Annotated in this window: 10 protein-coding genes; all 10 read left to right on the top strand. The window is 40.0% G+C overall.

All coding sequences use genetic code 11. The features are described 5' to 3' along the window. Positions 1 to 5: 5 nt before the first annotated feature. The 10 genes from AC0UMU_RS10815 to AC0UMU_RS10770 all read left to right on the top strand — a co-directional run bounded on the left by AC0UMU_RS10815 (position 6) and on the right by AC0UMU_RS10770 (position 14,749). Positions 6 to 1,799: a SusD/RagB family nutrient-binding outer membrane lipoprotein gene (locus AC0UMU_RS10815; RefSeq protein WP_302291778.1), complete on the top strand. Its 1,794-nt coding sequence runs from the start codon at positions 6 to 8 to the stop codon at positions 1,797 to 1,799. Between the two features lie 86 nt (positions 1,800 to 1,885). Continuing rightward, entirely contained in the window at positions 1,886 to 2,065 is a 180-nt protein-coding gene (locus AC0UMU_RS10810; RefSeq protein WP_278715489.1) for a hypothetical protein, read from the top strand. Positions 2,066 to 2,249: 184 nt separating this feature from the next. Continuing rightward, positions 2,250 to 4,601, top strand: a complete 2,352-nt coding sequence (locus tag AC0UMU_RS10805) for a glycoside hydrolase family 20 protein (protein ID WP_278715492.1) — start codon at positions 2,250 to 2,252, stop codon at positions 4,599 to 4,601. Between the two features lie 209 nt (positions 4,602 to 4,810). After that, a complete protein-coding gene (locus AC0UMU_RS10800; protein ID WP_278715494.1) occupies positions 4,811 to 7,066 on the top strand; it encodes a beta-N-acetylhexosaminidase in 2,256 nt (751 codons plus the stop codon). Positions 7,067 to 7,489: 423 nt separating this feature from the next. Beyond that, on the top strand, positions 7,490 to 8,929 hold the full coding sequence (locus AC0UMU_RS10795; RefSeq protein ID WP_009318846.1) for a Gfo/Idh/MocA family oxidoreductase: 1,440 nt from the start codon (positions 7,490 to 7,492) through the stop codon (positions 8,927 to 8,929). A gap of 34 nt (positions 8,930 to 8,963) precedes the next feature. Beyond that, positions 8,964 to 10,322, top strand: coding sequence for a 3-keto-disaccharide hydrolase (locus AC0UMU_RS10790; protein ID WP_278715511.1), 1,359 nt, complete (start codon positions 8,964 to 8,966; stop codon positions 10,320 to 10,322). Between the two features lie 365 nt (positions 10,323 to 10,687). Beyond that, complete coding sequence (locus AC0UMU_RS10785; RefSeq protein WP_278715512.1) at positions 10,688 to 11,095, top strand: hypothetical protein; 408 nt, start codon at positions 10,688 to 10,690, stop codon at positions 11,093 to 11,095. Between the two features lie 179 nt (positions 11,096 to 11,274). Further along, entirely contained in the window at positions 11,275 to 12,024 is a 750-nt protein-coding gene (locus AC0UMU_RS10780) for a T9SS type A sorting domain-containing protein (RefSeq protein WP_278715514.1), read from the top strand. Between the two features lie 144 nt (positions 12,025 to 12,168). After that, positions 12,169 to 13,263, top strand: coding sequence for a GEVED domain-containing protein (locus AC0UMU_RS10775; RefSeq protein WP_278715517.1), 1,095 nt, complete (start codon positions 12,169 to 12,171; stop codon positions 13,261 to 13,263). Positions 13,264 to 13,345: 82 nt separating this feature from the next. Then, on the top strand, positions 13,346 to 14,749 hold the full coding sequence (locus tag AC0UMU_RS10770) for an arylsulfatase (RefSeq protein WP_278715519.1): 1,404 nt from the start codon (positions 13,346 to 13,348) through the stop codon (positions 14,747 to 14,749). Positions 14,750 to 14,863: the final 114 nt, after the last annotated feature.

The raw sequence follows: 14,863 nt of genomic DNA, 5'->3' as shown, positions 1-14,863 counted from the left end.
ATCATATGAAAAAAAACAAAATATTTTTCACGCTTTTGGGATCAGTCGCTTTCCTGGGCTTTCAATCATGTTTGGATTATGATATTCCGACAGATGATTTTGACCAAACAGAAATAAAAGTCGATGATACGATCTATCATGGAGCGGCAGACAGTATAGATTATATGAAGTCTATTTCGGAAGAGGGATTAGATGCAGCGATTCAGGCGTTGAACACCTCTTTCAGGCAGGCTCGCGGTGGAATATACGCGATGCGGGGAGGAAAAGAAGGCCAAGTGCCTGGAGCACACTCTTATCAACGTCAGTTCTCTTTAGGTCCCGATAATTATGCACAATATTCGGTTGTTCCGCATTCCGATTTTATGTACGGGGAGCTGAGACATATCTATGCCGTAAGTCCCGATTTCAATCCGGGACCGTTCTCCTGCTATGAGATTTCCAAGAATGTATTTGTGCCTCTGTTAAACCGACCGGAAATCGACTCTATACCCGAAATGAAAGCGATTTTCCTGCTTTTATTCAATTATGCCTCTCAGGAAATTGCCGACTTGTACGGGCCGTTTCCGTATGTCGATTTCAAGGCGAACAAACAAAGTGCTCCGTTTACGTATAATGACTTGCGGACTATTTATGTGAATATCAAGGCAAATGTAGATACCGTTCTCAAATGTCTTCACTATTTCGATCAGAAACCGGAATGGTATAAGTCGAAAGTTAAAGGCCAGATGAGCCAGCATTTGTCCGACTTATCTATGATGAAAGCGACCAATGTCGAGACATGGATTCGTTTTGCCAATTCGTTTAAGTTGCGTATGGCAATGCACATAGTCAAGGTCGATAGACCTATGGCAAAAGAATGGGCAGAAGAAGCTGTTCGTGATGGTGTTATCGAGAGTACGGATGATGAGATCGGTTTGCGTCCTATGTATTTAGGAATGACTCATCCGCTTTTGGAGATAACCAATACTTGGGGAGATTCCCGCTTGAGCGCATCATTCGAAAGTTTGCTTAAAAGTCTGAATCACCCTTACGCCGATTATGTGTTCGAAAAGAACGGTAATGCTTTTGTGAATAAAACGACAGAAGAAGTGACTCCGGCAAATACGCGTATTGTCGGTATGCGAGAAGGCGTTACACCTGGAACTGGTCAGGCTGCAGCTTCTAATCCTTATGCTGGATGCAGTAAATTGAGTGCGCAAGTATTTGCAGGATATGCTCCACCTCTATATTTAATGAAAATGTCGGAAGTGGACTTTTTGCGAGCAGAAGGTCATCTTTACGGTTGGGATATGGGCGGCTCGGAATCGTTTTTCTATAATCGAGGACTTGACAATGCCTATCTCGAAGACCGGGATATGAAGATGGCATCGACTTATGTTACTCGTCTCGAAGAATATAAAAATCTCGAAGCTCCTGTTGCCTACACTTATGTCGATCCCCAGGGTATTGTGGATGATATGCCGAGTGTTACCCAAATCGGGGTAAAGTGGAATGAAGGAGATAGTCCTGAAGTGAAACTCGAAAAAATCATTACCCAGAAATATATCGCAGCGTATCCGTATAGTTATGAACCGTGGGTAGATATGCGCCGTACGGGCTATCCGAAAGTGTTTCCGGTGATAAATCCGGGTAACGGAGACGGTTCTTTGTCTGAAGGAGATTTGATCCGCCGTATGCCTTTCCCGAATACCGATGACGCTTCTATCCGGGATATTCAGGCTACCGGTCTTAAAGCGCTGGGAGGAGCAGATCTCCAGGCTACGCGCTTGTGGTGGGATGTAGACCAGCCTAACTTTTAATAATATGAGAAAACAAGAATAGTATTTCGGTATTGTGCCGAAATACTATTCATTAACTAAACAACCTAAATTAAAATTATTTGCTTATGAAAAAAAGACACTTGATTATCGGAGCTATGGTATGTTGTGCTGTTATGGGCACACCGGGCACAGCGATGTCACAGATGTCGGAAACTACAACGAATGAGGTGTATGATTTTTCCGGTTTTGTGGATGTAGTGCATAAGAACGGAAACCGTATTATGAAGTGGTATCAAATTTTTTGAAAGTTGGATTGACGGTGCATGGATGGATTTGGCCGACAATAGTACTTTTAATCTTAATTTGATCGAAGATAGGCCTGTTATCGGGTAATTTATTTGATGAACTCTCTATATTAAAAAATAGAACGAAAGCATTCGTGTTCCGATATGACGAAAATGGAATAATTAAAATCTATAAAATAATAGTATGAAGAAACATTTGTTTGTATTAGGAGTATGTCTCCTGTCATTGTCTATAATTTCGTGTAAACGGCAAAATGCACCGAATACTTATTCTGTTATTCCTTATCCGAATTCATTAGTTCCGGAAGAAGGTACGTTCGCTTTTAATAAAAAGACGAAAATGATATGCACTTTATCGCTCGATTCGGCATCCCAGGAAGTCGTTCGTAACTTCAGTGCGCTGCTTAACAATGTGGCAGGTTTGAAAACCGAGTGCATAGTTGAAGAAGAGAAAGGTGAAAAGAATATCGTCTTTTTCGATTTAGATACATCTATTGCTGATGAAGGTTACTCTTTAGATATAGACCCTTCAAATATTATTATTAAGGCAAGTTCGGCTGCCGGATTCTATTATGCCGTTCAATCATTAAAACAACTGCTTCCCATAGCTGTGTATGGAGATAAAGAGAGTGATTCTGTAGAGAAGTGGGAAGTTCCGTGTGCTCATATCGATGATGCCCCGCGTTTTTCTTACCGGGGAATGCATCTTGATGTAGCACGCCATTTTTTCTCTGTGGATGAAGTAAAAAGATATATAGATTTGCTGGCCATGCATAAGTTGAATGTGTTTCATTGGCATCTTACCGATGATCAGGGCTGGCGTATAGAGATTAAGAAATATCCCAAGCTGACCGAAATCGGCAGTATTCGCAAACATACGATGGTTAAGAAAAATTTCGATCAATATGATAATACTCCGTATGGGGGATATTATACACAAGATCAGATTCGGGATATTGTCAATTATGCAAAAGAACGTTTTATTACTATAATTCCGGAAGTAGATCTTCCCGGTCACATGGTGGCTGCTTTGGCTTCTTATCCTTCTTTGGGGTGTACCGGAGGACCGTATGAAGTGCAAGGAGTGTGGGGAGTGCATCCTGATGTTTTATGTGCCGGAAAAGAAGAAACGTATGAGTTTGTTACGGATGTATTGTCTGAAGTTATAGAATTATTCCCTTCCCGTTATATTCATATAGGGGGAGATGAATGCCCTAAAGACCGTTGGAAAAAGTGTCCGCTTTGTCAGGCACGTATTCAGAAGTTGGGTTTGAAAACAGATAAGGAACACACGGCTGAAGAACGGTTGCAAAGCTATTTTATGACTCGTGTCGAGAAATTTCTGAATGAAAACGATCGTCAGATCATCGGTTGGGATGAGATACTTGAGGGAGGGGCTGCTCCTAATGCGACAGTCATGTCGTGGAGAGGTACTGATGGCGGTGTGCAGGCTGCGAAATTGCGTCATAATGTCGTTATGACTCCCAATACTTATCTCTATTTTGATTATTATCAAAGTGAAGATACTCAGACCGAACCGCTTGCAATAGGCAGTTATGTACCTCTTGAAAGAGTATATGATTTTGAGCCTGTTCCGGATACGTTGGATAATGATTCTAAAAAATATATTCTGGGAGCACAGGCTAATCTTTGGACTGAATATATCTCTGATTTTAAACAGGTCGAGTATATGTTGCTTCCGCGTTTAGACGCTTTGAGTGAGGTGCAATGGACTCGGCCGGAGAATAAAAATTGGGTGAATTTTCTCGATCGTCTTCAGCATAATATACAGGTGTATGACTTGAAAGGATATAATTATGGCAAACATATATTCGGTATCAATCCTGAATATAGGATTATTCCGGAAAAGCATTGCATAGAGGTGACTTTGAGAACACAAGGCGATGCTCCGGTTTATTATACACTTGACGGAACGGTGCCGACAGAAAAAAGCACGAGATATACTCAGCCGATCGAGTTGACGGAAAATACCGATCTGAAAGCGATTGTAGTACGTCCGGGAATGAAGACCAATATGTTTGAGAAAGAATATGTATTCAATAAGGCTACGGCACGCAAGATAACGTTGAACAGCGCACCGAATGACCGTTATACGTTTAAGGGAGGTCAGACTCTTGTAGACGGAATGATCGGAGATATGGGTTTTGCTACCGGTCGCTGGATCGGGTTTAGTCCCGGAGATTTGGATGCCGTGATCGATTTAGGTGAGACAACATTTATTTCTAAAGTCGAATTGGGTATTCTATTCGATAAAGATAATTGGATATTCCCTTCTGATCATATTTCGGTATTGGTTTCTCAAGATGGTGTGAAATATAACAGTGTAGCAGATACGGTATTGGTGTTGCCGGATCAGAGTGTGAAGAATGACCGCATGATTCAAGGTGTAGCTTTTGATCCTGTAAATACCCGCTATGTAAAAATTAAGGCCAATAGTGTAAAATCTTTACCTGCATGGCATGGTGCGAAAGGTAAGCCCGGATTTTTATTTGTAGATGAAATAAATATATATTAAGTATTTTATTGAGACGGGTTCTTAGACAAGCTTTTAGAGCTTATTTTAATAATGTTCATAGTTTATGAAACAAATTCTTAATCCGGAAAGTGAGATTTTTCTGAGCAAATAAATTTTCCTCCGGAGAATATTTGGAATTTTCGGTATCTGTCCGAGGTAAACAGGTATAAATGCAAATTGAAATATTCTCCGGAAAAAACAATTCTGGTATGGCGAAAAAGCTGGTATTATTATTTTTTTTATCTCTGTTCTTGTCGCTGCCTTTGAAAGGTCAACGGCAAGAACAGATAACGCTTCAACTTATTCCTTATCCGCAGAAGTTGGTATTCGGTGAGGGGACATTCTTTTCTAAAAATCCGGATGTCGTATTTTCAGGAACATCTTCTGAGGAAGAGAAAATTTTAATGAATGAGTTGCGTTCTTTGTGGAGTACGATTGACCGGAAGAAAAAAATATCCGGGAAAGATGTTATTTTCATTCAAAAGATACGAGACGGAGAGGTGTCTGTCTCCGGTGGTTATGATTTGGAAATCCGTCCCGAAAGAATCATCATTTCTGCAAATAACGATGAAGGTCTGTTCTATGGTGTTCAAACATTGAATCAGATTATGGTGTCTTGTGCCGGTAGTGCGCTCCCTTGTCTGAAAATCGAGGATTATCCCCGATTTCCTTATAGAGGCATGCATTTGGATGTTTCTCGTCATTTTTTCGATACCGAATTTATAAAAAAGCAGTTCGATGTTATTGCCTCATATAAACTCAATCGGTTCCATTGGCACTTGACCGACGGTGCAGGATGGCGGATTCAGATAAAGGAATATCCGCTTTTGACTGAGGTGGCGGCATGGAGACCAGCTCCTACGTGGAAAGAGTGGTGGAACGGAAATCGGCATTATTGTCGGCAGGATGTTCCCGGAGCTTATGGGGGATTTTACACTCGTGAGGATATAAAGGACGTGTTGGAATATGCTCGTTCGAAACACATTACGGTAATACCCGAGATAGAAATGCCGGGACATAGTGAAGAGGTTTTGGCCGTTTATCCCGATTTATCTTGTTCGGGAAAACCATATAAAAACGGAGAGCTTTGTATCGGTAATGAAAATACGTTTAAATTTCTTGAAACCGTATTGGATGAAGTTATTTCGCTTTTTCCTTCGAAATATATTCATATAGGAGGGGACGAGGCAAACAAGGAAGCTTGGAAGAAATGTCCTAAATGTCAGCAAAGAATGAAAGATGAGGGACTGAAGTCTGTCGATGAATTACAGAGTTATCTGGTGCATCGTATAGAAAAGTACCTTAATAGCAAAGGCCGGGAGTTGTTAGGATGGGATGAGATTCTGGACGGCGGACTTTCACCGAATGCTACGGTTATGTCGTGGCGAGGTGAGAAAGGGGGGATTCAGGCTGTAAGAATGGGGCACGATGCGATCATGACCCCCGGAGAATATTGCTATTTCGATGCGTATCAAGATAATCCGTCAGGAGAACCGGAAGCTATCGGCGGATATTTGCCTTTAAAGAAAGTGTATTCTTATAATCCTGTGCCTGATTCTTTAACTTTAGAGGAGAGTAAGCGCATATTGGGTGTACAGGCCAATCTTTGGGTAGAATATATCTCTACGCAAAAACATGTCGAATATATGCTTTATCCTCGTTTGCTCGCACTTTCCGAGGTAGCTTGGAGTAATCTCGAAAATAAATCGTGGACGCGTTTCCGTCTGGCGGCCAATAGACATGTTGCGTGGTTGTGGGACAAGAGGATAAATGCTCATCCTATTGCCAATGGAGTAGTTATGTCTCAGATTGTAGATACTTTGAAGCGTGAAATCCGTGTTTCTTTCGAATGTGACCGTATCCCGTCCGAAATTCGTTATACACTCGACGGATCAGAACCGACGTTACATTCGACATTATATTCTGTTCCTGTTTCTGTAAAAGATTCGGCCGAGATAACCGTTGCGCTTTTCGGGGAGGGGAAACAGTTGACCCGTTCACAAAAATATAAAGTTTATTATCATAAAGGAATCGGTGCGAAAGTGACTTATAAGTTGCCTTATAGCGATCATTATAAGGCTGCTTGTGAACATACATTAACCGATGGTCATACAGGAGGAAACAGTTACGGAGACGGCAAATGGCAAGGTTTCTCCGGAGATATGGATTGTATCATAGACTTGGGTAAAATTACCGATATTCATACTATCGAAGTTAACTTCATGCAACAGCCCGGTCCTTGGATTTGGTTTCCTGAATGGACCGAAATATGGATCTCTGATGACGGAAAAGAGTATTCTTGTCTGAACCGTATCGATAATCCGGTCGGGCGTGATACGGAAGGCATGATGATCCGAAACTTCGGCTATAACGGATATGCAAAGGCTCGTTATATTCATTATAAAGCTCATCAAGTACCTAAAGAAGGTGCTTATATGTTTATCGATGAAATAAATATACGTTGATAATTCAGGATACTACGATCTATCTTTTCTATGAAAAAACATTTTGTGTAGTATGTGTAGTGTGTAGAACTCCCGGGGCGTATGGGAATAATTCCCGGGAGTGTTTTTTTGTTTCTGTTTGCGAAAATATATTTATAGTTTGTGTGAAATTTTGTCCGAATTATTGGGGATTTCAAAAATATTTTATAGATTTGTTGAATAGATGAAGAAGGTGAACTAAGAGAAATAATCTCTAATGCGAACACACACGCATATTATAGATTTCTATATTATCTATTTTTATACGGTACGAATTATTTCCCTTTTTTAGTGTTGTGATATTTTGGTATTGGGTTGGTGATAAGCAAGATTGATTATGCAGTCTTGTGTGTGAAGAATTATATATAGAAAATAATTAATCATTATACCTATAAATTTCAAACAATGAAAAATGCAGTATCACGCCGTGATTTTTTGAAAAAAGCGGGATTGGCGACATCGGGTTTAGTATTGGGAGGTATGTTCCCGAACTTGTCTGCACGGAGCGAAAGCTCTGCTAAGCAGGTATTCGGGACGAATGACAAAGTAAATCTTGCCTGTGTCGGTATCAGTAATCGAGGGGGAGAAATTCTTCGGGAGTTTAATAAAACCGGGTTGGCGAACATCGTTGCTTTGTGCGATGTAGACTTGGATTCTAAAGGTTGCCGCAAGACTATCGCAGAATTTCCCAAAGCACGTTTATTCAGAGATTTCAGAGAAATGTTCGACAAAATGGGAGGTGATATCGATGCTGTATCCGTAGGGACTCCCGACCATTCTCATTTCCCCATCTGTATGATGGCTATGGCTTTGGGAAAACATGTTTATGTAGAGAAACCTATGGCACGTACGTTTTATGAAGCGGAGCTTATGATGCGGGCTGCACAGAAGTATGCGAAAGTGGTGACTCAAGTCGGTAATCAAGGACATTCAGGCGAAAATTATTTTCAATTCAAGGCTTGGAAAGAAGCCGGGATAATAAAAGATGTCACCGAGATAACCGCTCACATGAACGGTGCTCGGCGGTGGCACCCGTGGAATCCCGATATTAAGCAATATCCTCCTGCCGAAACTATCCCTTCCGGAATGGATTGGGATACTTGGCTGATGACCGTTCGGCATCATGATTTCAACTCGAAGTATCATAATGGAAACTGGAGGTGCTGGTATGATTTCGGAATGGGAGCATTGGGTGATTGGGGAGCTCATATTTTGGATACTGCCCATGAGTTTTTAGACTTGGGGCTTCCCTATGAGATCGATCCGATTAAGTTGGAGGGGCATAATGACTACTTTTTCCCGATGGCATCGACCATTAAGTTTCGTTTTCCGAAACGGGGGAGTATGCCTCCGGTAGATGTTACGTGGTATGACGGTGTGAATAATATACCTCCGGTTCCCGAAGGTTACGGTGTTTCGGAACTCGATCCTAATATTCCGCTTGTAGCCGGAGGTAAAATACAGCCTGCAAAGCTGAATCCGGGTAAAATAATTTATAGTAAAGATTTGATCTTTAAAGGAGGAACACATAGTAGTCCGTTGCATATTATTCCTGAAGAGAAAGCAAAAGCCTTGTCTTCGAAATTACCTGAAGTTCCTAAAAGTACGTCTAATCATCATGAAAATTTTCTGTTAGCTTGTATGGGTAAAGAGAAGGCTAGATCTCCTTTTGAAATATTCGGACCTTTGAATCAGATGTTTTCGTTAGGGGTTATGGCTCAGCGGATGAATACGAAATTGTTATTTGACCGGAAGACTAAAGAGATAACGAATAATCCTTTTGCTAATGCTTTGTTGGTCGGAGAACCACCCCGCAAGGGATGGGAAGAGTTTTATAAAATATGATGTAATATATCGAAACAATTAAAAAATAGAAAATATGAAAAAAACAATAATATTGTCTTTATTGGTTTGCATGACATTGGGGTTATCGGCACAAGATACGCAATGGGAGTCTTTATTTAACGGGAAAAATTTGAAAAATTGGAAAAAACTGAATGGAGATGCCGAATTTAAAGTACAAGACGGGACTATTGTCGGTATTTCGAAATCAGGCACTCCGAATACTTTCTTAGCTACGAAAAAGTACTATGGCGATTTTATTTTAGAATTCGAATTTAAAATCGAATCAGGTTTGAATTCCGGTGTTCAGTTCAGAAGCGAAAGCCTCAAAGAGTATCAGAACGGGAGAGTACATGGTTATCAGTATGAAATAGATTCGTCACCGAGAGCTTGGAGTGGAGGAATTTACGATGAGGCCCGTCGAGCTTGGATATATCGGCTTACGGCTAATCCTCCGGCGAGAAAAGCTTTTAAGAGCAATGAGTGGAATAGAGGGCGTATCGAAGCTATAGGTAATTCTATTCGCACTTGGGTGAATGGAATTGAATGCGCTAATATAATAGACGATGTAACCCCTTCGGGTTTTATCGCTTTACAAGTGCATGAAGTCGGTAAAAATGAGGATGGGAAAACTGTCGCTTGGAGGAATATCCGCATTTGTACTACCGATCTTGAAAAGAACAGAACTCCTGAGAATATGGCAGTGCCCGAAATAAATTTGATCCCGAATACTTTATCCGACAGAGAAAAGAGAGAAGGTTGGAAATTATTGTGGGACGGTAAGACGACCGATGGTTGGAGAAGTGCTAAAGAGACCGGTTTCCCGAAAAAGGGATGGACAATAGAAGACGGAGAGCTTAAAGTTGTCAAAAGTGAAGGTAAAGAGTCTGCTAACGGTGGAGATATTATCACAAAAGATAAGTATAAGAATTTTATATTAAAGGTGGATTTTAAAATAACGACCGGAGCAAATAGCGGGATAAAATACTTTGTCGATCCGGATTTAAATAAAGGTGCGGGATCGGCGATCGGTTGCGAGTTTCAGATTCTTGACGATAAAAATCATCCAGATGCGAAACTGGGTGTGAAAGGAAACCGTAAACTCGGTTCTTTGTACGACTTGATTCCTCCGTATAAGATTAGTGAGGCTAATTTTCAAAAGGGAACTTATAATACTGCAATGATCGTTGTGAATGGTGATAAAGTGGAACATTGGCTTAATGGGAAGAAAATAGTCGATTATGAGAGAAATAACCAGATGTGGAACGCTCTGGTTGCTTATAGTAAGTATAAGAACTGGCCTGATTTCGGAAATCTGAAAGAGGGACATATTCTTTTACAAGATCATGGAGATGCCGTATCTTTCAAGAGTATAAAGATTAAAATTTTGGAATAATCCCATTTTATGAGAATAGCTCTTCAGAGCTATTTTTTTTATGTTTATAACCAGTCTGAGTTTTCCAATAAGGAAATATTATCAGGTCATTTTGCGTTTTTTCGGTCTATAACATTGTTGGTGGTATCTGTACGGTTTCATTGCCAGAATAGAAACAGATAAAGGTATTTTTGCGATCAAGTTTATTAAGAAGTGAAATTTTATTTGAATAGCCAGAATATTAGTGTTTTATAATAATAATTATAAAATAGCGGATTTATTATATAGTTGTCGTTTTTTTAATTGATAAATTGTCTATAATATAGTTTTAGCAATTAAATTGATATGCGAACAAATTTATCGTTTAATTAAATAAATCTAAGCTTATGAATAGACAATTATTACTTGGCTTATTAGTATTGATCAGTTTTTTTATCGGATCTTTCTCTGTCAAAGCCGCAGTGATTCCAGTAAAAGGTTGTGTAGATCCTCAAATAAGTACGGCAGAAGCGCCAGTATGGTACACAATGATGTCATCCCATATGAGCGATGTAAACCGTCAGAACCGCTTTTTACTTTGGGATGGTATAAAATTAAGGACAGAAAAATTTGATGAAGGAGTTCCGGTTGCCCAACTTGACGATAGATACTTGTGGCGTCTTGAAAAAGGAAGTGCCGATAATAAAGTCTATATTGTTAATCGTGCGGGAATGCAGGTGTTTGCCGAGACCGGTATAAGCCCGAATACGGGAGCTAACACTTCTCTTACCGTTACAGAAGCCGGCGTGGAGTAGGTAATGGCGTTGAGTAGTTCTACCGGACAACCTGATTGTGCAAATAAACAGTATTGTTTCAATTATTTAGGAGCAAGTGCTCAGCCTGCATATCTGAATGCTATGGATTCATAAAACGGCGATACACAAAAAGCTTATGGAGTAACGGTGTATGAAATGGGGGTACATCAGGCTTCGGGTTGGTTTTTTATAGGGACGAGTTACCGGCTTACAATGTAACCTATGAAGGTACGGTACTCGGAGGAAGTTTTGTTGTTAAGAACGGAGATGCCATAGTAGAAAGCGGCAGTAGCGTAGAGGAGGGGACTTGGTTGACGGTAGAAGCTCCCCCAGATGTTAATTATCAAGTTAAGGCAATCAACGTGAACGGTGTAGCGATAGATGGCTCGGGATTCGCTCTGTCTGAAGCCACTGAAATTACAGTAGAATTTACGAATAAGCAGGTCTATACGGTTACATATCCGACCGAATTGACGGGTGGAAAGTTGAAAGTAACGCAAGATTCCGATGAAGAAGAAATTCCTTCGGGAACGGAGTTGCAGAAAAATACGGCTATTACGATATCAGTAGTATTAGAACCTGATTATGAGATAAGTGCGCTTTTTATCAATGGAGTTGATCGTTTACAGGAATTTCTCGAAAACGGAGCTGCATATTGGATTACGATAGCTGAGGATGTAGAGATAAATGCAACCTTTACACCGTTGACCGGAATTAAGGACGTCCAATTGGCAAATGTTTACTTTGATAGCACGACATCAGTTTTATATTCTCCAGAGAGTTCTTTATTAAGAGTTTATAATATAACCGGATCTTTGGTGTATGAAGGAAAGGGAACACAAAATTTACAAAACCTTTCGGAGGGCACTTACATAGCCAAAGTAAAAATGGATAACGGAGCTCGTACTATTAAGTTTATTAAAAAATAAAGAGATTTAAAGTTTAGTTTTTTCATTCAGAAAGATACTCCTTATGGGAAAAAGCAAAGTGTATCCTAAAAAGTGAAGCATAAAATTTTGAAGATATAGTTTGACGAAGTCTTATAGGGGTATCTTTTGATAAAAAATAAGAAAATGAGAAAAAGCTTATTGATGTTTTTTTTGTTATTTCTGAGTACTCTGTTTACCGGGTTGAAAGCTCAAGAGTATATAACAGATAATCCTTTTGAGACGATGATCAGGCTGGGTTCTATGAATGTTAAGAACCCGATTTATCAAATGCCTTCTGGTCAGGTCGGGAGTGCATATATCGTTTCTGCTATTACATCCGGAGATGCTGTTCGTTATCCTTTAGGCTATACTGTTGCCTCTACGCCTGACCGGCATTTTATAATTGTTTCTAAAGCTACTACTTTGGTGGAGAAAGAACGCCAGTTCGATTTAATTATTGAGGAAAATGTATCTATCTCCGGACAATTTGTTACTATTTATACAGATTGGGATCGTGACGGTGTCTTTGTTAGTCAAGATCAGTCCTCTTTAAGTATGAGAGATAAAGGATTTACTGCTTCTTTTCAAGTTCCTGCTGATGCAGAATTGGGAAAAGCGCGGATACGTGTAAGATTAGACTCGTCCCGGCCTTCAGGATCGGATGTTGCAGTTTCTGGAGGACGTGTGTATGATTTTGTCGTTTATGTTATGGATAAGACTGACCGAGAAGATTGTTATATAAGTGTTTCTTCCAGTAATGATAATTTAGGTACGGCGGTTATTGAGACAGTTGCTAATGCAAACGGTAGGTATGATAAAGGTTCTTCTGTTACGGTGAAGGCCGAACCCTCTTCTTCTGCTGCAAATTTTGAAGGGTGGAAAGTTGGACAAGATATTATAAGCCGAGATCAGACATACACCTTTACGGTAAATGAGAGCATGCATATTATTGCTGTTTTTTCTACTGTAGAGTCCGAATTATCGGCTTCTCAAACAAGTACCGAAGCAAATCCGGTATGGTATCAGATCAAAAATGCTCATACGGCTACGGAGCGGGCAGACCGTTATATCGCTTATGATGAAAATCTTACGGGCGAATGTACCTCTAATTTATGTGCCGAACGTCCGGCTGATATAAGCAATAAATTTTTATGGAGGTTAGAATCTGTTCCTGAAAATAAGGTCAAGATTATTAATAAAATCAGTATGAAACAGATTTACGGTTTTGGGGGGGGGTGAAAACGCAAGAATTGACTGCTTTTTCATTGAAACTTTATAATAGATCTTGATTTTTTTAATTTCATGAAACGAAGAGATACCGATGAATTCAAAGTGTTTTTTATATCTGTCCGGCAGTTTGTTATTTCCGTCTTCTTTATGTAAAGCACAAGTGAAAGATGCCGTTGCGACTACTGACCGTCCTAATGTGATTTACTTATTATGTGATGATATGGGTTACAGCGATATAGAGGCCTACGGGCAGCAAATGATTTCAACTCCGAATCTGACGAGACTCGTACAGCAGGGAATGAGTTTCACTCAATTTTATGCAAGTACGGCTGTAAGTGCTCCTTCCCGGGCATCTTTAATGACGGGACAGCATACAGGACATACCAAAATTCGTGGAAATAGAGAGATACAACCTGAAGGTCAGGAGCCTCTTGATCCGAAGGTGAAAACATTAGGAAATCTTTTTCAAGAAAACGGATATGTCACAGGTTGTTTCGGTAAGTGGGGAATGGGATATCCCGGATCGGGAGGAGAAGCAAATGATATGGGATTTGATGTTTTTTACGGGTATAACTGTCAACGTAAAGCTCATAAATATTATCCTGATTATTTGTGGAATAATAAAACGAAGGAATACCAAGAAGGACGTTATTCGCAGGATGCGATTCACGAGCATGCACTTAAATTTATCAGAGATAATAAGGAAAAGGCATTTTTCGGATATTTTACTTATACGATACCTCATGCTGAGTTGACACAGCCTCAGGACAGTATTGTGGAAATGTATAGAAATAAGTTTTATGAGCCTAAGCCTTTTTATTCTGATGGCAATTACGGTACGGCTTTAAATCCCCGCACACAATTTGCCGCGATGATTACCCGTTTGGATACTTATGTTGGGCAGATAATCAAAGAACTTGAACGACAAGGTATTGCCGATAAAACTTTATTCATTTTCACTAGTGATAACGGTCCTCATCAGGAGGGTGGTGCCGATCCTTATTTCTTCAATACAGAAGCACGTTTGAAAGGGCTTAAAAGAGCTCTTTACGAAGGAGGTATGCGAGTACCTTATATTGCTTATTGGCCTGGGAAAATTCAACCCGGTAGTATAAGTCATATTCAGGCTGCCGGATGGGATATGATGCCTACTTTTGTAGATTTGTTAGGTGTTGATTCGAATTGGAGAGCAGAAACAATGGATGGTATTTCTATTTTGCCTACTTTATTGAGTAGAGGGGAGCAGCCGTTACACGAATTTCTGTATTGGGAATTCCATGAAGAAGGTGGGCGTCAGGCCGTACGTGCTGGAGATTGGAAACTTATTCGCCAACAGATCAGTTCGGGAAATCCGACACATGAGTTGTATAATATAGCTGAAGATCCTCATGAAGATAATAATATTGCTGCTCAATATCCTGAAAAAGTGGAAGAGTTGAAAGCAATTATGGATCGTGAGCACGAGCCTTCTTCGTTATTTAATTTCGGTAAATAAGGTTCTCGATTTGAGATATAATGATGAAATAAAAACTCCTGATAAGTTTACTTAGGGACATTCAGTAAATAGTATAAAATTAGCCAACTAATTCATACACAAAGTTTTGCGAAT

Source organism: Coprobacter fastidiosus (assembly GCF_982245605.1).
Note: the sequence above shows the minus strand (reverse complement) of the source record. Positions and strands in the feature narration are given on the sequence as shown.